The 19073-nt window shown below is 70.0% G+C and carries 17 protein-coding genes; 6 read left to right on the forward strand and 11 right to left on the reverse strand.

The genetic code is table 11. From position 1 onward, the window contains the following. Window positions 1-61: 61 nt before the first annotated feature. Window positions 62-880, reverse strand: coding sequence for a CDP-diacylglycerol diphosphatase (locus tag ACHWVH_RS11665; protein ID WP_394687219.1), 819 nt, complete (start codon window positions 878-880; stop codon window positions 62-64). A gap of 469 nt (window positions 881-1349) precedes the next feature. Between ACHWVH_RS11665 and ACHWVH_RS11670 the strand changes: the two genes are divergently transcribed. Continuing rightward, window positions 1350-2807, forward strand: a complete 1458-nt coding sequence (locus ACHWVH_RS11670; protein WP_394687243.1) for a S10 family peptidase — start codon at window positions 1350-1352, stop codon at window positions 2805-2807. Between the two features lie 257 nt (window positions 2808-3064). Here ACHWVH_RS11670 and ACHWVH_RS11675 read toward each other — a convergent pair whose 3' ends face one another. Both ACHWVH_RS11675 and ACHWVH_RS11680 read right to left on the reverse strand, forming a co-directional pair. Continuing rightward, window positions 3065-4186 (reverse strand): inorganic phosphate transporter, encoded by a 1122-nt coding sequence (locus ACHWVH_RS11675; protein WP_267093980.1) that lies wholly within the window; start codon window positions 4184-4186, stop codon window positions 3065-3067. 85 nt (window positions 4187-4271) lie between these two features. Then, entirely contained in the window at window positions 4272-4898 is a 627-nt protein-coding gene (locus tag ACHWVH_RS11680) for a DUF47 domain-containing protein (protein ID WP_017911076.1), read from the reverse strand. Window positions 4899-5156: 258 nt separating this feature from the next. Between ACHWVH_RS11680 and ACHWVH_RS11685 the strand changes: the two genes are divergently transcribed. Together ACHWVH_RS11685 and ACHWVH_RS11690 are read left to right on the forward strand one after the other, a co-directional pair. Continuing rightward, window positions 5157-6500 (forward strand): hemolysin family protein, encoded by a 1344-nt coding sequence (locus ACHWVH_RS11685; RefSeq protein WP_394687220.1) that lies wholly within the window; start codon window positions 5157-5159, stop codon window positions 6498-6500. Further along, window positions 6484-7146, forward strand: coding sequence for an exopolysaccharide biosynthesis protein (locus ACHWVH_RS11690; RefSeq protein WP_152238038.1), 663 nt, complete (start codon window positions 6484-6486; stop codon window positions 7144-7146). The genes ACHWVH_RS11685 and ACHWVH_RS11690 overlap by 17 nt, the downstream gene beginning before the upstream one ends. Before the next feature lie 32 nt (window positions 7147-7178). Here ACHWVH_RS11690 and ACHWVH_RS11695 read toward each other — a convergent pair whose 3' ends face one another. Further along, on the reverse strand, window positions 7179-7367 hold the full coding sequence (locus tag ACHWVH_RS11695) for a hypothetical protein (protein WP_148829894.1): 189 nt from the start codon (window positions 7365-7367) through the stop codon (window positions 7179-7181). A gap of 201 nt (window positions 7368-7568) precedes the next feature. Further along, a complete protein-coding gene (locus ACHWVH_RS11700) occupies window positions 7569-8567 on the reverse strand; it encodes an LLM class flavin-dependent oxidoreductase (RefSeq protein ID WP_152238039.1) in 999 nt (332 codons plus the stop codon). 532 nt (window positions 8568-9099) lie between these two features. On the opposite strand from ACHWVH_RS11700, the gene ACHWVH_RS11705 reads away from it, so the two are divergent. Beyond that, window positions 9100-9906 carry a glucose 1-dehydrogenase gene (locus ACHWVH_RS11705; RefSeq protein ID WP_295968796.1) on the forward strand — a complete coding sequence of 269 codons (807 nt, stop codon included), beginning with the start codon at window positions 9100-9102 and terminating at the stop codon, window positions 9904-9906. 133 nt (window positions 9907-10039) lie between these two features. On the opposite strand, the gene ACHWVH_RS11710 is transcribed toward ACHWVH_RS11705, so the two are convergent. Further along, complete coding sequence (locus ACHWVH_RS11710) at window positions 10040-10777, reverse strand: sulfurtransferase (protein ID WP_394687221.1); 738 nt, start codon at window positions 10775-10777, stop codon at window positions 10040-10042. A 96-nt stretch (window positions 10778-10873) separates the two neighbouring features. Continuing rightward, complete coding sequence (locus tag ACHWVH_RS11715) at window positions 10874-11239, reverse strand: DUF6164 family protein (protein WP_394687222.1); 366 nt, start codon at window positions 11237-11239, stop codon at window positions 10874-10876. 67 nt (window positions 11240-11306) lie between these two features. On the opposite strand from ACHWVH_RS11715, the gene ACHWVH_RS11720 reads away from it, so the two are divergent. Together ACHWVH_RS11720 and ACHWVH_RS11725 are read left to right on the forward strand one after the other, a co-directional pair. Next, window positions 11307-11750: an FKBP-type peptidyl-prolyl cis-trans isomerase gene (locus ACHWVH_RS11720; RefSeq protein ID WP_152181117.1), complete on the forward strand. Its 444-nt coding sequence runs from the start codon at window positions 11307-11309 to the stop codon at window positions 11748-11750. Between the two features lie 13 nt (window positions 11751-11763). After that, window positions 11764-13026, forward strand: a complete 1263-nt coding sequence (locus tag ACHWVH_RS11725) for a TIGR03862 family flavoprotein (protein WP_394687223.1) — start codon at window positions 11764-11766, stop codon at window positions 13024-13026. 26 nt (window positions 13027-13052) lie between these two features. Here ACHWVH_RS11725 and ACHWVH_RS11730 read toward each other — a convergent pair whose 3' ends face one another. From ACHWVH_RS11730 to ACHWVH_RS11745, 4 genes are all read right to left on the reverse strand, one after another. After that, entirely contained in the window at window positions 13053-15239 is a 2187-nt protein-coding gene (locus ACHWVH_RS11730; protein WP_394687224.1) for a diguanylate cyclase domain-containing protein, read from the reverse strand. Window positions 15240-15378: 139 nt separating this feature from the next. Further along, window positions 15379-15855, reverse strand: coding sequence for a GNAT family N-acetyltransferase (locus ACHWVH_RS11735; RefSeq protein ID WP_394687244.1), 477 nt, complete (start codon window positions 15853-15855; stop codon window positions 15379-15381). Between the two features lie 17 nt (window positions 15856-15872). Further along, window positions 15873-17495, reverse strand: coding sequence for an FMN-binding glutamate synthase family protein (locus tag ACHWVH_RS11740; protein WP_394687225.1), 1623 nt, complete (start codon window positions 17493-17495; stop codon window positions 15873-15875). Between the two features lie 150 nt (window positions 17496-17645). Further along, window positions 17646-18935, reverse strand: a complete 1290-nt coding sequence (locus ACHWVH_RS11745) for a nucleotide sugar dehydrogenase (RefSeq protein WP_394687226.1) — start codon at window positions 18933-18935, stop codon at window positions 17646-17648. Window positions 18936-19073 lie beyond the last annotated feature (138 nt).

Here is a 19073-nt window from a genome sequence, read left to right on the forward strand (position 1 = left end):
GGGCTTTCGCACCAGCACGCCTGTTAGTCGGGCATCCAGCGATCGACCGCCATTCTGGGGCTTAGCCGCGCGCAGGCGCCGCCGGCACCACGCCGGTGCAGTCGTGATCCTGCAGTTCTTCCGCCCCGACCCCATCACCGGGAAGCGCGGTGGCGGCCAGCAGCACGAAGCCCGGACGGCCATCGAACTCCGCGCCGACCACCGCCAGGGTCTGGTGGGCCATGTGCTGGTGCGGCGGCAGGGCGCGCGCCAGCAGGGTCAGCGGATTCGCATCCAGCGCCTCGCCTTCCAGGCGCATGGCCCGATAGGCGTGCCCGTGCAACGGCTGCGGCAACGGCGCCCAGGTAGGGCCGATCGACGCCTGCATCGCCTGCAACTGATCGCGCACCTGCGGCGCCAGGCAATCGATATGGACATGCAACTGGTCCTGCGAACGCGCCGAGGGCGGGTTGATCGTCAGGCTGGTCAGTTCGCGCGGCAGCGGCCGGTTCAACAGCCGCTCGACCCGGGTGCGCGCCTGCCAGGCCAGGCCCAGCCAGTTCGGCGCGCCGGCGGCACGCGCGCGCGGATCTTCGATCCCGCTCACCGGCACCGTCGGAATCAGCAGGTACTGGTAGTCGCCGCGCAGGTCCTTCATCAAGGCATAGCGTTGGCCTGGCTCGGCATGCACTTCGCTGCAAGGGGCCGGATCGGCGCCGGCGCGCGCCTGCGGCAGGCAGCGCGTGCTCAACAGCCGCCACAGGCGCTGGCGATCGTGGGCATGCGGATCGTGCGCCGCCGGCGACTCGGCCACGGACGGCGGCGCTGGCACGCTGGCGCAGCCGGCCAGCAACACCGCCAGGAACAGGCTTAGCGGCAGGCGAAAACGAAGGACGGGCATGCGCAGCGGACCGGACACGGGACGGACCGGCGATTGTAGCCAGCGCCGATGAACCGGCATGACTAGGGCGTGTCACCCATCCCCGAGCATGCCGCGCCGCGATTGCGCGTGCCTGTGGCAAGGAAGAGCGAGGAAGTGGACGTCCGTCCACGCCCGAGCGATGACGCGGCCACGGGCGCGCGCAACCGCGGCCCTTCGGGTTGGGCCTGGCAGGCGCGCTGCCGGCGCCGCGCGGCTTGACCTGACGGCCAGTCAGGCGCTGCGCCACGCAACGCCGGCAACGCGCCTGCCAGACCCAACGCGGCATACTCGGGGATGGGTGACACGCCCTAGGCCGCGCCGCCACCGACCATGGCTTTGTGCACATCCGCCGCGCCGACGCCGCGGCCTAGCATGCCGGCTCCCTCCCTGCGAGCGACCGCCCGTGCCGACCTTCCCTTCCGTGCTGCTGGCCGTGCTGCTGGCGGCGATGCCGATGACCGCGGCGCTGGCCGCCGATGCCGATGCGGGCAATGCCGACAAGGGCGACAAGCCCACCACCGCCGAACCTGCGCCACTGCCGGCCGACGCGCAGACCAGCCAATCCACCCAGCTCGACGGCCGCACCCTGCGCTACACGGTCAAGATCGGCACGCTGCCGGTGAAGGACAAGCAGGGCAAGGTCGTCGCCGACGTGGTCTACACCGCCTACACCATGGACGGCAAGGACCGTCCGGTCACCTTCGCGCTCAACGGTGGCCCCGGCGCGGCCTCGGTGTACCTCAACCTGGGCGCGATCGGGCCGAAGGTGGTGGCGTTCGGCAGCGAGGGCGACAGCGCCTCGGCGCCGGCGCAGCTGCGCGACAACCCCGGCACCTGGCTGGACTTCACCGACCTGGTGTTCATCGACCCGGTCGGCACCGGCTTCAGCCGCTCGCGCGTACCCGACGAGCAGGCCAAGAAGCAGTTCTACAACCCGCAGGCCGACATCGAATACCTCTCGCGCACCATCTACGACTGGCTGCTGAAGAACCAGCGCCTGCAGTCGCGCAAGTACCTGGTCGGCGAGAGCTACGGCGGCTTCCGCGGCCCGCGCATCACCCACTATCTGCAGACCAAGCTCGGCGTGGCGATGAACGGCGTGGTCCTGGTCTCGCCGTATCTGAACCCGACCCTGGACGACAACGGCGACGTCTCGCCGCTGCCGTGGATGCTGACCCTGCCGTCGATCGCCGCCGCACGCCTGGAACGCGAGGGCAAGCTGACCCCGGAAGCGATGCGCCAGGTGATCGACTACACCCGCGGCGACTACGTCACCGCGCTGCTGCGCGGCCGCTCCGACCCGGCCGGCACCACCCGCATGATCCAGCAGGTGACCGCGATGACCGGCCTGGACCCGGCCTTCGTGCGCCGCGCCGGCGGCCGCCTGGAGACCCAGGCCTACCTGCGCGAGGTGTTCCGCGACAAGGGCGAACTGGGCAGCCGCTACGACTCCAACGTCACCGCCTTCGACCCGTTCCCCAACGCCCCCGAGCAGCGCGCCAACGACCCGCTGCTGGACAGCATCATCGCCCCCACCACCACCGCGATGGTCGATTTCGTGACCCGCGTGGTCGGCTGGAAGGTCGACGCCCGCTACGAGGCGCTGAACTACGACGTGAACCGGCTGTGGGACTGGGACGACGAACTGCGCAAGGGTTCGGTGACGCAGTTGCGCCAGTCGGTGGCGATCGACCCGAAGCTGCGCGTGCTGATCGTGCACGGCTGGAACGACCTGTCGTGCCCGTTCATGGGCTCGGTGCTGACCGTGGACCAGATGCCGGTGATGGGCAACGACCCGACCCGCGTGCAGGTCAAGAACTACCCCGGCGGCCACATGTTCTACAACCGCGCCGACAGCCAGCGCGCGTTGCGTCAGGACGTGATGGCGATGTATCGGGCGAATTGATGGGAATGGGGAATTGGGAATGGGGAATCGCAAAAGCGGTTCCCCAGTCGTCGAGACAATACCCCGACCTGCGTGGTTCGGGAGTGCTATCGCGATGGAGTCACTTGGCTACGCGACGTCGCCACGCAGGCAACACTCGTTGCGACAAGAGGACGTAAGACGTATCCAGATTCCTTTCGGAGGGCGACATCGTCACCGTTCGCGGGAAATCTACGCTTTTACGATTCCCGTTTCCCCACTCCCGATTCCCGACTCCCTCACACCCACCCAGCCAAGGCGAATCCGCGGAAAATCAGGTACGCCACGCCGGCAGCGGCCGGGATCGTCAGGATCCAGGCCCAGACGATGCGTTCGATGACGCCGAAGCGCAGCGAGCGCGGATTCTTGGCGAAGCCCACTCCCATGATCGCGGTGGAGATGCTGTGGGTGGTGGACACCGGCATGCCGAAGTGCGCGGCCAGGGTCAGGATCGTGGCCGAGCTGGTCTCAGCGGCGAAGCCGTGGATCGGATGCAGCTTGACCATCTTGTGGCCCAGGGTCTTGATGATCTTCCAGCCGCCCGAGGCGGTGCCGGCAGCCATCACCACCGCGCAGGTCAGCACGATCCAGGTGGCGATGCCCTGCCCCTGGCTGGCGTCGGGATGCAGGAACGCCAGCCACGACGGCAGGTCGTCCAGGGCGCCGGTGCTCTGCGCGCCGATCAGGGTCATGGCGATGATGCCCATGGTCTTCTGCGCGTCGTTGTGGCCGTGCGCGTAGCCCATGTACGCGGCCGAGGCGATCTGCGCCTTGCCGAAGAAGGCATTGACCCAGCGCGGCCGCGCCAGCCGCCCGAGCGGGCCGCCCAGCCTGGCCAGGCCGGCGATCGCCGCCCACAGCAACAGCATCACCGCGATGCCGAGCAGGAAGCCGGCGATCGGGGAGGTGACCATCGGCACGAACACCTTCCACAGCAGGCCCTTGTTCTTGGCCCAGTCGCCGAGGTTCTGCGACCAGATCAGCGCGCCCCAGTTGTTGTGCGCGGCAGCCAGGCCGGCGCCGCACAGGCCGCCGATCAACGCATGCGAGGACGAGGACGGGAGGCCCTTCCACCAGGTGATCAAGTTCCAGACGATGCCGCCGAGCAGCGCGCACAGCACCACCTGCGGGGTCACCGCGATCACGTCGGTATTGAGCAGGCCGGAGGCGATGGTCATCGCCACGGCGGTGCCGGTCAGCGCGCCGACCAGGTTCATCGCCGCGGCCAGCATCACCGCCCAGCCGGGGCTGAGCACCTTGGTGGCGACCACCGTGGCGATCGAGTTGGCGGTGTCGTGGAAGCCGTTGATGAACTCAAACACCAGCGCCGCCAGGATCACGATCAGGACCAGGGTCAGCATCGGCGCGCCTCCACGCACGCGGCGGCGGCGGCCGGCGCGCGCAGGGCGCCACGGCCGCGCAGGCAGCAACTCCGCAGCGCGTCCATCAGGAGTTCTTCAGCACGATCTGGTAGACCACCACGCCGGCCTCGCGGCAACGGTCGATGGCCTTCTCCAGGATTTCGAAGAACTCCTTGAGCAGGAACATCTGCAGGTTGTCCAGGCGCCCGGAGTAGATGTCGCGGTACAGCTCCAGCATCAGCCGGTCGGCCTCGTTCTCCAGCGAGCGCAGCTTGTCGTTGAGCGCGCTCATCCGGTCCAGGTTCATGTGGCGCAGGTCGTGGACCATCTCCACGACCACCGCCGCGGCCTGCTCCAGCATCGCCGAGCGCGGCGCGAAATCGATGTGCTCCAGGTGCTGGATCGCCAGCGAATAGCGATCGGCGAACTTCTCCACCTGCTTGGGGATCTTGTACAGGGCCGAGCCCAGGGCCTCGATGTCCTCGCGCTCGATCGGGGTCATGAAGCTGTCCACCAGCGCCTGGCCGATCTTGTCGGACGCGGCGCGCTCGCGCAGGCGCGCCAGCTTGAAGCCGTCCAGCGCCGGCTGCCGGTCGGACTCGCGCATCATCGCGTGCAGGGCCTTGGTGCTGTCGTAGGCGGCCTGTGCCGCCTCGTCGAGCAGGGTGTAGAACTGCTTGCCGGAACCGAAGATGGTCTGCAACGAAAACATGCAACGCGCTTCCCGCCGTCGCGGGGAGGACGGCACTGGGGCGGAATTATGACTGTTTGCTGACATCTGCGGGTAGTCGCGGCCCCGGGCCGGACCTGGCGACGTCGGCGAGGCGTGGACGCGGCCCCCGCCCGGGTTTGTTACCATCGCCGCCGCGCCCTTCGCGGGCGCACCCTATGGACGACCACCCCACACCCCCTCCCCCGCGCCGCAACGGCGCCCATGTCCCCGCTTTCCTTGGCGCCAAGGAGCGCGCGCATGCTTGAACTGTTGATCGTTGCAGCCCTCATCCTGCTCAACGGTTTCTTCGCGATGTCCGAGATGTCGCTGATGACCTCGCGCAAGAGCCGGCTGAAGCAGATGGCCCAGTCCAGCACGCGCGCGGCCAAGGCCCTGGCGCTAGCCGAGAACCCCGAGCACTTCCTGTCCACCGTGCAGATCGGCATCACCGCCATCGGCATCCTGACCGGCACCTTCGGCGGCGAAGCCATGGGCGTGGCGATCGCGGCCAAGCTGCAGGCGCTGTTCCCGGCGCTGGCGGCCAACTTCACCCTGTTCGGCGATCCGCAGCCGTGGTCGGCGCTGATCGGCAAGACCCTGGCGATCGTGCTGATCACCTTCCTGACGCTGATCTTCGGCGAACTGGTGCCCAAGCGCCTGGCCCTGACCCGTTCGGAGGTCATCGCCGGCGTCGTCGCCATCCCCATGGGCTGGCTGGCCAAGGCCGCCGCGCCGTTCGTCTGGGTGCTGTCGCGCTCGACCCGGCTGGTGCTGCGCCTGCTCGGCCTGGGCAAGGAGGAGTCGGCCTCGGTGACCGAAGAGGAGATCCGCATGCTGGTGGCCGAGAGCCACGAGGCCGGCGTGATCGACGCGCACGAGCGCGACATGATGAACCGGGTCATGCGCCTGGGCGACCGCACCGCCGACAGCCTGATGACCCCGCGCAACCGCATCGCCTGGCTCGATGCCAACGCCGAGCCGCAGCGCAACCTGCAGGTGATGCGCGAACACGAGTTCTCGCGCTACCCGGTGTACCGCGGCAGCGACCAGGACATCGCCGGCGTGCTGGAGGTGAAATCGCTGGTCACGCGCATGGACGGCGACGCCACCCAGTTGTTCCAGAGCCTGCGCGACACCTTGTTCGTGTCCGAGTCCACCCACGCGATGAAGCTGCTGGAGATCTTCCGCGAAGAGCAGCAATCGATGGCGCTGGTGGTGGACGAGTACGGCGAGATCCAGGGCCTGGTGACGATCAGCGACCTGATGGGCGCGGTGGTCGGGCGCCTGCAGTCGGCCGACACCGCCGACGAGGACGCGCTGGTGGTGACCCGCGCCGACGGCTCGCTGCTGATCGACGGTTCGCTGGCGATCGAGGACCTGCGCGAACTGCTGGGCGGCGCCGAGCTGCCCAGCGCCGAGGAAGGCGACTACAACACCCTGGCCGGCCTGTGCATCTACTACTTCGGCCGCATCCCGCACGCCGGCGAGTTCTTCGACTGGGCCGGCTGGCGCATCGAGATCGTGGACCTGGACGGCGCGCGCGTGGACAAGCTGCTGCTGCGCAGGCTGCAGGACGAGAACAGCGATGACATCACCGGGTGACGCACCCGGCGGTGCGCCGCACGAGGGCGACCACGGCTACAGCGCCGAGGGCATCCGCACCCTGCTCGACACCTTCGTCCTCGGCGACCCGGACGAACACCTGCGGCTACGGCTGATCCTCGCCGACCTGCAGCAGAGCGCGTTCGGCGTGTTCCTGTTCGTGGCGATCCTGCCGGCGTTCCTGCCGGTGCCGGGCCTGGCCGGCGGCATCAGCGGGCCGCTGGTGACGCTGATCGGCCTGCAGATGCTGATCGGCCTGCGCAAGCCGTGGCTGCCGCGCTTCATCGGCGAGCGCGGGCCGCGCCGCCGCACCATGCAGCGCTTCGTCGGCCGCATCGCGCCGTGGCTGCGGCGCCTGGACCGACTGCTCAAGCCGCGCCTGCCGATGCTGGTCGATACCCTGCCGGCGCGCGCCTTCAGTGGGCTGCTGCTGATCGTGCTGGGGATCCTGCTGTCGCTGCCGATTCCGTTCACCAACTACGCCTTCGGCGCGATGCTGTTGCTGTTCGCGCTGGCGCTGCTGGAACGGGACGGCGGACTGATGCTGCTGTCGTGGCTGGGCAGCATCGCCGTGGCGCTGAGCCTGGGATTGGCCTCGGACCAGGTGGTCGACCTGGGCCGGGAGTGGATGCACAAGCTGCGCTGAGCGCAGGCGGCAGTGGAGCGCCCGCTGTCCGCTTACTTCACCAGGTACAGTTCCGTCTCGCTGGCGAACACGTTGCGCATGTGCGACGGCCGCACGGACGCACCCTTGGCTGGGCGTTCCGGCGTCTGGGCGCGCAGGCGCTCCAGGCATTTGCTCATCTGTTGCAAGGCCGCCTCCAGTCCACATTCGTGCACCGGCGCCATCGGATGCTGTGCGTTCATTGCCGATCCCCCTGTTCGCGTCAGTTGTACGGCCGTGTCCCGAGGCCGAACGCCACGCTGATGCGCGACGCGAAACGATGACATACCCGGGAAAATCAAGACATCGTGAAAGCGGCGCGCGATGTGATGCCCATCAACGCAAATATGGCAATGAGCGCCCGCGCGCGTCTGCGCGTGTAGACACCCGCGCAGATACGCGCATCACGCGGCCGCGGCGACCTGCGTCCAGGCGTCCGACGCCAGTTGGAACGAGCGCAAGCGCGCCGCGTGATCGTGGATGTTGGCGGTCAGCAGCAACTCGTCCGGGCGGTGCCGCGCGACGAAGTCCGACAGCCCCTGTGCGACCGCGTTGACATCGCCCAGCACCGTGCAGGCCAGTGCGCGTTCCACACCAAGCTTCTCGTGCGGTGCCCAGAACGCCTCGATGTCGTCGATCGGCGGCGGAATCAGCCCGGGACGGCCGCGGCGCAGGTTGACGAAGCTCTGCTGTTGGGTGGTGAACAGACGCCGCGCCTCGGCCGTGGACGCGGCGGCCACCACGTTCAGGGCCAGCACCGCATATGGCGCCTGCAGGCGCGTGGAAGCGCGGAACTCGCGGCGATACACCGCCAGCGCCTCGTCCATCGCATCCGGGGCGAAATGCGAGGCAAAGGCGAACGGCAGGCCCATCGCCGCAGCCAGGCGCGCGCTGAACAGGCTGGAGCCGAGCAGCCACACCGGCACCTCGATGCCGGCACCGGGCACGGCGCGCACCAGTTGTCCGTCGACTGCCGGCTCGAAATAGCGCAGCAGTTCGGCCACGTCGTGCGGGAACTGGTCGGCACTGTCGAAGTAACGGCGCAACGCGCGTGCCGTGGCCTGGTCGGTGCCGGGTGCGCGCCCCAGCCCCAGGTCGATGCGACCGGGATACAGCGAGGCCAGCGTGCCGAACTGCTCGGCCACCTGCAGCGGCGCATGGTTGGGCAGCATGATGCCGCCGGCGCCGACGCGGATGCGCCTGGTGCCGCCGGCCACATGCCCGATCAACACCGCGGTGGCGGCGCTGGCGATGCCGGGCATGTTGTGATGCTCGGCCAGCCAGTAGCGGTGGTAGCCCCAGCGTTCGGCGTGCTGGGCCAGGTCCAGCATGTTGGCGAAGGCGGCGCTGGTGTCGCTGCCTTCGCAGACCGGGGCGAGGTCGAGAATGGAGATCGGCATCATGGTGAGGCGGGTTCCTGCAGGCGATGCCGACGAGATGGGGGCGCGCGGCGCCGCTTGCAGGGCGCGCGACCGGAACGCTGATTTGCGCTGGGTGTGGGTGTGGGCAGGAGGATGCTTGGCTGGCGGTCGTACCCTCACCCCAACCCCTCTCCCGGCGGGAGAGGGGCTTTGGCTCTCCCTTCTCCCGCCGGGAGAAGGTGCCCCGCAGGGGCGGATGAGGGTACGGGCGAAGCCCCGCATCGTCAGATCCGCGCGAGCGCTACGCGCTCCGTCCCCTCACCCCCTCTCCCGGTGGGAGAGGGGCTTTGGCTTCTCCCTTCTCCCGCCGGGAGAAGGTGCCCCGAAGGGGCGGATGAGGGTACGGGCGAAGCCTCGTGTCGCCAAACCCCCGCGAGCGCTGCGCGCCGTACCCTCACCCCAACCCCTCTCCCGAGGGAAAGGGGCTTTGGCGAGCTGCACTACGGCGCTACCACGCCGGTTGCACGGTGCGCCGGCTACGCTGGCGCCCCCTGCTTTTCTCCTGGTCGCCGCCATGCCGCTGATTCCATCGCCCGCCCCCGTCCCAGCCCTGCCCTTACGCGACCGTGTGGTGCTGGTCACCGGCGGCGCCCAGGGCATCGGCCGCGGCGTGGTGCAGGCAGTGCTGGGCGCTGGCGGCAACGTCGTGTTCGGCGATCTCGATGCCGATGCCGGGCGTGCCTGCGTGGCCGAGCTGGACGTCGGCGAACGCCTGCTGTTCCGTCGCGTCGACGTGGCCGCCGAAGCGAGCGTGCGCCGCTTCGTCGATGCCGCGCTGACCCGGTTCGGCCGCATCGATGGACTGGTCAACAACGCCGGGATCGCCGATCCGCATACCGGCCCGCTGGCGCAATTGTCGCTGCGCGAATGGAACCGGCGGCTGGGGGCGAGCCTGGGCGGTGCGTTCCTGTGCAGCAAACATGCCCTGCCGGCGTTGCGCGACAGCCGCGGCGGCGGCGCCATCGTCAACATCGCCTCCACCCGCGCGCAGCAGTCCGAACCGGACACCGAGGCGTACGCCGCGTCCAAGGGCGGACTGGTGGCCTTCACTCATGCGCTGGCGATCAGCGCCGGGCCGGCGGTGCGGGTCAACTGCATCAGCCCCGGCTGGATCGCCACCGACGCCTGGCGCAAGCCGAATGCGCGGCGCACGCCCAAACTGTCGCGCCAGGACCATGCGCAGCACCCGGCCGGGCGGGTCGGTGAGCCGCCGGACATCGGCTCGCTGGCAGTCTATCTGTTGTCGGCGCAGGCCGGCTTCATCACCGGCCAGGAATTCGTGGTCGATGGCGGGATGACGCGCAAGATGCAGTACGCCTGACGGCGTGGGGATTGGGGAGTCGGGATTGGGGATTCGTTAAAGCGGGTGTTGCCTTACCTGACGGGCCACGTGCATAGCTGGCAGCAACCCGCCTTTGCCAATCCCCAATTCCGACTCCCCAATCCCGCGGCAATCAGCCGCCCACCATCGGCTCCAACTGCGAATCCAGCGCCACGCGCTCGTCGAAGACGAAGCAGCGGCCGTCGTAGCCTTCGCCCCCCACTTCCTCGAAGTAGCCGAGGATGCCGCCGTCCAGTTGCAGCACGTTATCCATGCCGTCGGCGCGCATCCACAGCGCGGCCTTCTCGCAGCGGATGCCCCCGGTGCAGAAGCTGACCACGGTGGCGTCGGCCAGCGCCGCGCGATGCGGGGCCAGCGCTTCCGGCAGGTCGGTGAACTTGACGATCGGCAGGGTCAGCGCACCGGCGAAGGTGCCGTAGGCCACTTCCTGCGCATTGCGCGTATCCAGCAGCACCACACGCCGGCCGGCGTCGTCGTGGCCCTGGCGCAGCCAGCGCTGCAGGGTGGCCGGCGCCACCGCCGGCGCGCGCGCCGCCTCCAGCGGCGAGGCGGCGTCGCGGCGGAAGCTGATGATCTCCGGCTTGACCTTGACCTTCAGCCGCGCGAACGGCTGCTGCGCGCTGGGGCTGGTCTTGACGCGCAGATCGGCGAAGCGCGGGTCGGCGCGCAGCTGCGCGTAGAAGCCGTCGATCGCCGCCGGCGTGCCGGCCAGGAACAGGTTGATGCCCTCGCCCGCCACCAGCACCGTGCCGCGCAGGTCGCCGTCCTGCGCCCAGGCGTGCAATTGCGCGGCGAGCGCGTCGGGGTCGGCGATGGCGACGAAGTGGTAGGCGGCGGTGTTGGCGATCATCGGTGCATTTTAGAGCCTGCGACGCATGCCCGCTGCAGGAAACGGCCGCCCCACCGCACACCGGCACCTCGGCGACGCGTGTTGCAGCGCGCGCCGCTAGCCGCGCAGCAACAGGAACGGCAGCAGCACCAGCGAAGCGACCAGCAGCATGCCCAGCAGCGTCGCCAGCACGAACAGCGGGCGCTGCCGCAGCAGGCGGGCGAAGGTCTCCGCGCTGCCGTCGCGCAGCGCCGCGGCGCGCTCGGCGCGGGCACGTTCGCCGCGCTGGGCCTGGTACTCGGCCAGCAGCGCCTTGGCCCGCGCCTGCTCGGCGTCCTCGCGCAGCCAGATGCCACCGGCGGAGATGCCGAAGGTGCCGGCGCGGGTTTCGTAGTAGCCGATGCCGGCGGCGTCGAGCAGCGCGCAGACCTCGGCGCGTTCGTCGCCGGGCACGTGACGCAGATTGAGCAGCAGTTTGGCCATGCGCCGCATGATAGCCGCTGCGACGATGCGCTACCCTTGCACGCCCTGCCCGCCGTGGACGTCCCGCATGCGCCGAATCCTGCTGCTGTTGAGCCTGTCGTTGCCGGCGTGGCTGCTGATTGGCTGCACCCCGCCGGGTCCGCCGCCTGGCGGCAGCATCGCCGCGTTCCAGGCCACCGACGAGCGCGTCGGCGACGGCGCCGAGGCCCGCCCCGGCAGCCGGGTCACCGTGCACTACACCGGCTGGCTGTACGACGAGCACGCCAAGGACAAGCGCGGCGAGAAGTTCGACGCCTCCGCCGACCACGGCCAGCCCTTCAGCTTCGTGCTGGGCGGCGGCCAGGTGATCCGCGGCTGGGACGAGGGCGTGGCCGGCATGCGCGTGGGCGGCAAGCGCCTGCTGATGCTGCCGTCGGACTACGGCTACGGCGCCAGCGGCGCCGGCGGGGTGATCCCGCCGGGCGCCTCGCTGGTGTTCGAGGTCGAACTGCTCGATGTCCAGCCGCGTTGAGTCGACTGCGCCGATGCCCGCCAGCAAGCACGCCGCGCCGGTGCGCGGCCGTCTCGCCATCGTCGGCGGCGGTCCGGCGGGGCTGATCGCCGCCGAGACCGCGCGTGCCGCCGGTGCCGAGGTCGACGTGTACGAGGCCAAGGGCTCGGTGGGACGCAAGTTCCTGATCGCCGGCAAGGGCGGCCTCAACCTGACCCACTCCGATCCGTTCGAGCGCTTCGTCGCGCGCTATCGCGAGCGCGCGACGGCGGTCGGCGAGTGGCTGGCCGACTTCGATGCCGACGCGCTGCGCGCCTGGGCGCAGGCGCAGGGCGTGGAGACCTATGTGGGCAGCTCCGGCCGGGTGTTCCCGCTGGATCGCAAGGCCGCACCGCTGCTGCGCGGCTGGGTGCGGCGGCTGAAGGACGCCGGCGTGCGCTTCCACGTGCAGCAGCGCTGGCTAGGCTGGGACATGGACGGCGCGCTGCGTTTCGCCGGCGCCGACGGCGAGCAGCGCGTGCAGGCCGATGCCTGCGTGCTGGCGCTCGGTGGCGGCAGCTGGCCGCAGCTCGGCTCCGACGGCGCCTGGCAGGACACGCTGCGCGCGCGCGGCGTGGAAGTGGCGCCGCTGCAGCCGGCCAACTGCGGCTTCGACGTGGACTGGAGCGCGCACTTCCGCGAACGCCACGCCGGCGCGCCGCTAAAGCCGGTGGTCGCGCACTGGCACGATGCGCAGGGCCAGGCGCAGTCGCTGCAGGGCGAATGCGTGGTCGGCGAACACGGCATCGAAGGCAGCCTGATCTATGCGCTGGCCGCGGACCTGCGCGAGTCCATCGCCGCGCACGGCCCGGCCACGCTGTGGCTGGACCTGGCGCCCGGCCGGGATCTGCCGCGGCTGCAGGCCGAACTGGGCAAGCCGCGCAGCGGCCGCAGCTTCGGCGAGCATCTGCGCCGCCAGGCCGGCATCGACGGGGTCAAGGCGGCGCTGCTGTTCGAGATCCTCGGCAAGCAGGCCGGCCAGGATCCGGCGCTGGCCGCGGCCACGCTCAAGCGCCTGCCGCTGACCCTGCTGCGCCCGCGCCCGCTGGCCGAGGCGATCAGCAGCGCCGGCGGCGTACGCCTGGAGGCGCTGGATGCGCAGCTGATGCTGCGGGCGCTGCCCGGCACCTTCTGCGCCGGCGAAATGCTCGACTGGGAAGCGCCGACCGGCGGCTACCTGCTCACCGCCTGCTTCGCCAGCGGCGTGCGCGCCGGGCGCGGCGCGGTGGCCTGGCTGCAGCGTCAAGCCGCGCACTGACCTCCAGCGCACGCGGCACGCGGCGCTCAGAGCACCGCAATCTGTACCCGCGCCTGCGGATCGCGCTTGGCCACGTACATGGCCTCGTCGGCGCGCTGCGTCAGCAGCACCGGATCGAAACCGGGCCCGGCCTGCACGGCGATGCCGATGCTCGGCTGCAACGGCAGGTGCCGACCACTGACCTCGCAGCCGTCCGCGCACGCCTCCATGATCCGCGCCGCGGCCGCCAGCACTTCGCGCCTGGCGTCGGCCAGGCCTTCCAGCAGCACCACGAACTCGTCGCCGCCCAACCGCGCGATGCTGTCCTGCCCGCGCAGGCAACGCTGCAGCAGCCGCGCGAAGTGCACCAGCAGCGCATCGCCGACGTGATGGCCGAAACGGTCGTTGACGCTCTTGAAGTCGTTCAGATCCAGGAACATCACCGCCACCTGGCCCTGGCCACGGCGCTCGTTCATGCGCCGCCGCAGGGTCTGGTTCCAGGCCATGCGGTTCGGCAGCCCGGTCAGTTCGTCGCGCAGCGCGCGCTCTTCCAGCAGCCGCGCCAACCGGGTCTGCCCGGTGATGTCGCTGATCATCAGGTGCAGGCCGACCCGCTGCGGCGCCAGCGCCACATCCGGGATGAGGCTGAAATGCATGATGCGCAGGGCATCGGCGGCATCGCACAACTCCGCATCGAACTGCGCCGGCACGCCCTGCAATGCCGCCGGCAGATGCGGTTGCAGCAAGGCCAGTTGCTGCGGGTCCAGCACCTCGTGCAGGCGGCGGCCGATGATGCGCTCCGGCGCCAGCCCGAACCATGCCGCATACGGCCGGTTGACGAACTGGTAGCACAAGTCGTGGTCGAGGTAGGCGATCAGCGCTGGCGCGTTGTCGGCGATGGTGCGCAGCTGCGCTTCGCTGTCGCGCAGGCGGTGTTCGGCCAGATGCTGCTCGGTGATGTCCTGGATATGGGTGACGAAGTGCAGCGGACGCTGCTGTTCGTCGCGCACCAGCGATACCGAAAGGCGCGCACGCACGGTGTGGCCGTCGCGATGGCGATAACGCTTTTCGCTGCGGTAGTCGCTGCGGCGGCCGGCGATCAACGCGGCCACCTGTTTCATGTCCTCGGCCAGATCTTCGGGATGGGTCAGATCCTGGAAACGCAACTCCAGCAGTTCCTCGCGGCTGTAGCCGAGCATCGCGCACAAGGCGTCGTTGACGTCCAGCCAGTGCCCTTCCAGCGACACCAGCGCCATGCCGTGCGCGGCCGCCGAGAACGCGCCGGAGAAACGCTGCCCGGCCAGCAGCGCCGCATGCGACGCCGCGCGTTCGACGCTGACGTCGCGCATCACGCACACCGCGCCCAGGCTGCGCCCATCGCCGCCGTCCAGCCGTTCCGCATTGCACAGCACGCTGCGCGGCGCCTGCCCCTTGGCGGCGATCACGATCTCCGCATCGCGCACCGATTCGCCGCGCCAGGCACGGACCAGCGGCACCTCGTCACTGGTCAGCAGCCGCTGGCCGCTAGCGTCGAACAGGTCGAAGTACTTCGCCCACTGCTCGGGCGGCAAGGCGCGCGGATCGGCGCCGTGCCACTGCCGCGCCACCTGGTTGAACTCGCCCAGTGTGCCGTCGGCCTGGCACGACACCACGCCGTCGGGCATGGTTTCCAGCAGCAGGCTCAGCGTCTTGGCCTGGTCGTGGGCGATGCGCGCATCGCGGCGCGCCTCCAGATGCGCGGTGACCTGCCTGGCCAGGCGCTGCAGACCTTCGCGCTGGCGTGCGTCCAACTGCCGCGGACGGATATCGATCACGCACAGGGTGCCGTAGCTGTAGCCCTGGTCGCCGATCAGCGGCATGCCAGCGTAGAAACGCAGGTGTGGCGCGCCGCACACCAGCGGGTTGCCGGCGAAACGCTGATCCAGCGTGGCGTCCGGCACCTCCAGCAACTGCGGCTCCAGCAAGGCATAGGTGCAGAACGCCATCTCGCGCGGATACCCGGTGGTGCCGGCAGGCAGGCCGCAACTGGCCTTGAGCCATTGCCGGCGCTCGTCGATCAGCGAAATCAGCGCGATCGGCACCTCGCACAACTGGCTGGTCAGCCAGATCAGGTCGTCGAACGCCGGTTCCGGTGCAGTGTCCAGCATCCCCAGCTCGGCCAGCGCGCGCAGGCGCTCGGCTTCGTCGACGGGCAGCGGCGCGGGAACGACGTCGGGGACCGAGGGCTGATTCATGCGCGGCACGCTGAGAAGGAACCGGCACGATAACGGGCGGCGGCAGCGATGGCGAGCATGCGTGACCGATGCGGCGATGCAAAAAAGCGAACGCCCTGCCCCGCCGCCGACACAACGCACCGGTTGTGGGATGCCTACCTCACGGCACCGCCGGCGCGGCGCGCTTCTCCATGAACACGCAATCGAGGACGATCCCGCTGGGATGGGGGTAGGCTCCCTCGCGCAGCACGGCATAGCCCTGCGCAAGGTAGAACGCCACCGCATTCAGCGCCGCGGCGAGATGGATGCGCGGACACGGCGCCAAGCGCTGCTCCAGCGCCTGCAGCAGGCGCCGGCCGAGACCGCTGCCACGCAGCGCCGGGTCCACGAACAGTCCGTCGATCTCGGCACCGGCCAGGTCGACGACACCGAAGCCGAGCACGCGACCTTCACGGTCCTCGGCGACGATCGCGCCGCCCGCAGCCACCAGACCGCAATACGATGCCGGCGGCGGCGCTGCGGACCAGCGCACGATCACCTCCGGTGGGTAGTGGCTGCTGCAGACCTCGCGCACACAGCGGGTGCGCAACGCCCACAGCGTCGGGATGTCTTCGGGCACCCCGGGCCGCAACCGTATCGGCGACACCGCCGTGCTCATTGCGACTTGCTGTCGCGCAGGCGGCGGATCCGTTCCGGTGGCTGGAACGAATCGCTGCGCGCGTCGCCCCAGTAATCGTGGAAGACCGCATGGTCGGGGACCGTGCGCAGCAGTTCGCCCGGCTCCAGGTAGCGGTACAGCGAGGCCAGCGAGCGGATCTCCACCTGCGAGATGCGGCGCAGGATGTGCTCCGGCCCCAGTTGCGACGGATGCGTCAGCCCGGCGGCGCTGAGCAGTTCGCGCAGGGCCTTGAGCGTGTTGGCGTGGTAGTGCGCGACCCGGGTGGCCTTGTCGGTGGGATCCAGATGCTGCCAGCGGCGCCGGTCCTGGGTGGCGATGCCGGTCGGGCAGCGGTCGCTGTGGCAGCTCAGCGACTGGATGCAGCCCAGCGCGAACATGAAGCCGCGCCCGGCGTTGCACCAGTCCGCGCCCAGCGCCAGGGTGCGCGCGATGTCGAAGGCGCTGGTGATCTTGCCGGCGGCGCCGAGCTTGATGCGCTCGCGGATGTCCAGCCCGACCAGCGTGTTGTGCACCAGCAGCAGGGCTTCGTGCATCGGCACGCCGACGTGGTCGATGAACTCCGCCGGCGCCGCGCCGGTACCGCCCTCGGCGCCGTCGACGACGATGAAATCCGGATACAGGCCGCTTTCCTGCATCGCCTTGGCGATGGCGAACCACTCCCAGGGATGGCCGATGGCCAGCTTGAAACCGGTCGGCTTGCCGCCGGACAGTTCGCGCAGCCGCGCCACGAACTGCAGCAGTTCCAGCGGCGTGGTGAACGCCGAATGCCGCGACGGCGAGACGCAATCCTGGCCCATGGCGACGCCGCGGGTGGCGGCGATCTCCGCGCTGACCTTGGCCGCCGGCAGCACCCCGCCGTGGCCCGGCTTGGCGCCCTGCGAGAGCTTGATCTCGATCATCTTGACCTGCTCCAGCGTGGCGTTGGCGACGAAGCGCTGCGGGTCGAAGCGCCCCTCCTCGTCGCGGCAGCCGAAGTAGCCCGAGCCGATCTCCCACACCAGGTCGCCGCCGCACTCGCGGTGGTAGGGCGAGATCGAGCCCTCGCCGGTGTCGTGGTAGAAGCCGCCCTGGCGCGCGCCGGCGTTGAGCGCGCGAATGGCGTTGGCCGACAGTGCGCCGAAGCTCATCGCCGAGATGTTGAACACGCTGGCCGCGTATGGCTGTGCGCAGTCGGCGCCGATGGTGACGCGGAAGTCGTGGTCGGCGATCTCGCTGGTGGCCAGCGAATGGTTGATCCATTCGTAGTCCGGCGCGTAGGTGCTGCGCTGGGTGCCGAACGGCACCACGTCCATGACGTTCTTGGCGCGCTGGTAGACCAGGGCGCGCTGCTGCCGCGAGAACGGCGCCTCCTCGATGTCGCTCTGCAGGAAGTACTGGCGCATCTCCGGGCCGACCGATTCCAGGCCGTAGCGGAAATGCGCCAGGATCGGGTAGTTGCGGCGCAGGGTGCTGCGGGTCTGCAGCAGGTCCACGGTGCCCAGCACCGCCAGCACCGCGAAGGCGGCCACGCCCCAGCCCCACAGCGGCCAGATCGCGCACAGGGCGATGGACAGCGCCAGCAGCACGCAGCTGGCGATATAGGCTAGGTAGCGGTGCATTGCGGTCCTCGCAGGCGTCGTAAGCCGGCGAGTGTAGAGGGTGTCGCGGTCATGGCGTTGCAACCGCCGTCGCGGCCGCTTGGCGCAGGTACAGCCAGCGCATGCCAATGCGCCGGTGACACCAGACGGTACGCGCGCCCGGGAACTGCGCTACAGGCGGTCGTCCACCGCCGTGCGCGGCCACACCGACTTGACGTCGTAGACCACCAGATCGGGCGTGCCGAGCGCGCGGATCTGCGCTGCCTCCAGGTCACGGTAGGCCGCATGCGCCACCGCCAGCACCACCGCGTCGTAGCGGCCGGGCACCGGTTCGGGCAGCAGGTCGACGCCATGCGCCTGCGCCGCCTGCGGGTCGGCCCAGGGATCGCAGGCGTCGACGCGGGCGCCGGCCGCGGCCAGCGCCTGCACCAGCTCCAGCGCGCGGCTGTTGCGCAGGTCCGGGCAGTTCTCCTTGAAGGTGACGCCGAGCACCAGCACGGACGCATCGGCCATCGCCACGCCCTTGCCGGCCAGCAGCGCCTGCACCCGCGCGGCGACGTGCGCGCCGACCCGGTTGTTGACCTGGCGCGCGGTGTGGATCAGATCCGGGTGGTAGCCCACGCTCTCGGACTTGTGCAGCAGGTAGTACGGATCCACGCCGATGCAGTGGCCGCCGACCAGGCCCGGCCGGAACGGCAGGAAGTTCCACTTGGTGCCGGCCGCGTCCAGCACGTCCTGGGTATCGATGCCGAGGCGGTCGAAGATGAGGGCGAGTTCGTTGACCAGGGCGATGTTAACGTCGCGCTGGATGTTCTCCACCACCTTGGCCGCCTCGGCCACGCGGATCGACGGCGCGCGCCAGGTACCGGCGGCGATGATGCCGGCGTACAGCGCGTCCACCGCGTCGGCCGCGGCGGGGTTGGAGCCGGAGGTGATCTTGCGGATGTCGGCCAGGCGGCGCTGGCGGTCGCCGGGGTTGACCCGCTCCGGGCTGTAGCCGCAATGAAAGTCGACGTCGCAGCGCAATCCCGAGCCCTGCTCCAGCAACGGCACGCAGACTTCCTCGGTGGTGCCCGGGTAGACGGTGGACTCGTAGATCACCAGGTCGCCGCGCTTGAGCACGCCGGCCAGCAACTCGCTGGCCTGGCGCAGCGGCTGCAGGTCGGGCTGCTCGTGCGCGTCGATCGGGGTCGGCACGGTGACGATGTACACGTTGCGGTCGCGCAGCGCCGCCGCGTCGTCGCTGTAGCGCAGGTGCACGCCGGCGCGCAGTTCCTCGGCCTCCAGTTCCAGGGTCTGGTCGTGCTCGGCGCGCAGTTGCGCCACGCGCTGCGCATCGATGTCGTAGCCGAGCGTGTCGTGGCGGGCGCCGAACGCCACCGCCAGCGGCAGGCCCACATAACCGAGGCCGATCACGGCGATGCGCGGCGGCGCGGAGTCGAGCACGGGAGCAACGGGCATGCCAGTCCTTTGCGGGCACCGGCAGCGGCGGCCGTCGGCGCGTGAGGGGAGAAACGAGATGCCTGCGGACGCGGGCACCGTCCATGGTAAGCCGCTCAAGCGGCGCGGACCAAGTCGATCCGCGGAACGCCGGGGCTA

The organism is uncultured Xanthomonas sp., assembly GCF_964278005.1.
In the GTDB taxonomy this organism is placed as follows: domain Bacteria; phylum Pseudomonadota; class Gammaproteobacteria; order Xanthomonadales; family Xanthomonadaceae; genus Xanthomonas_A; species Xanthomonas_A sontii.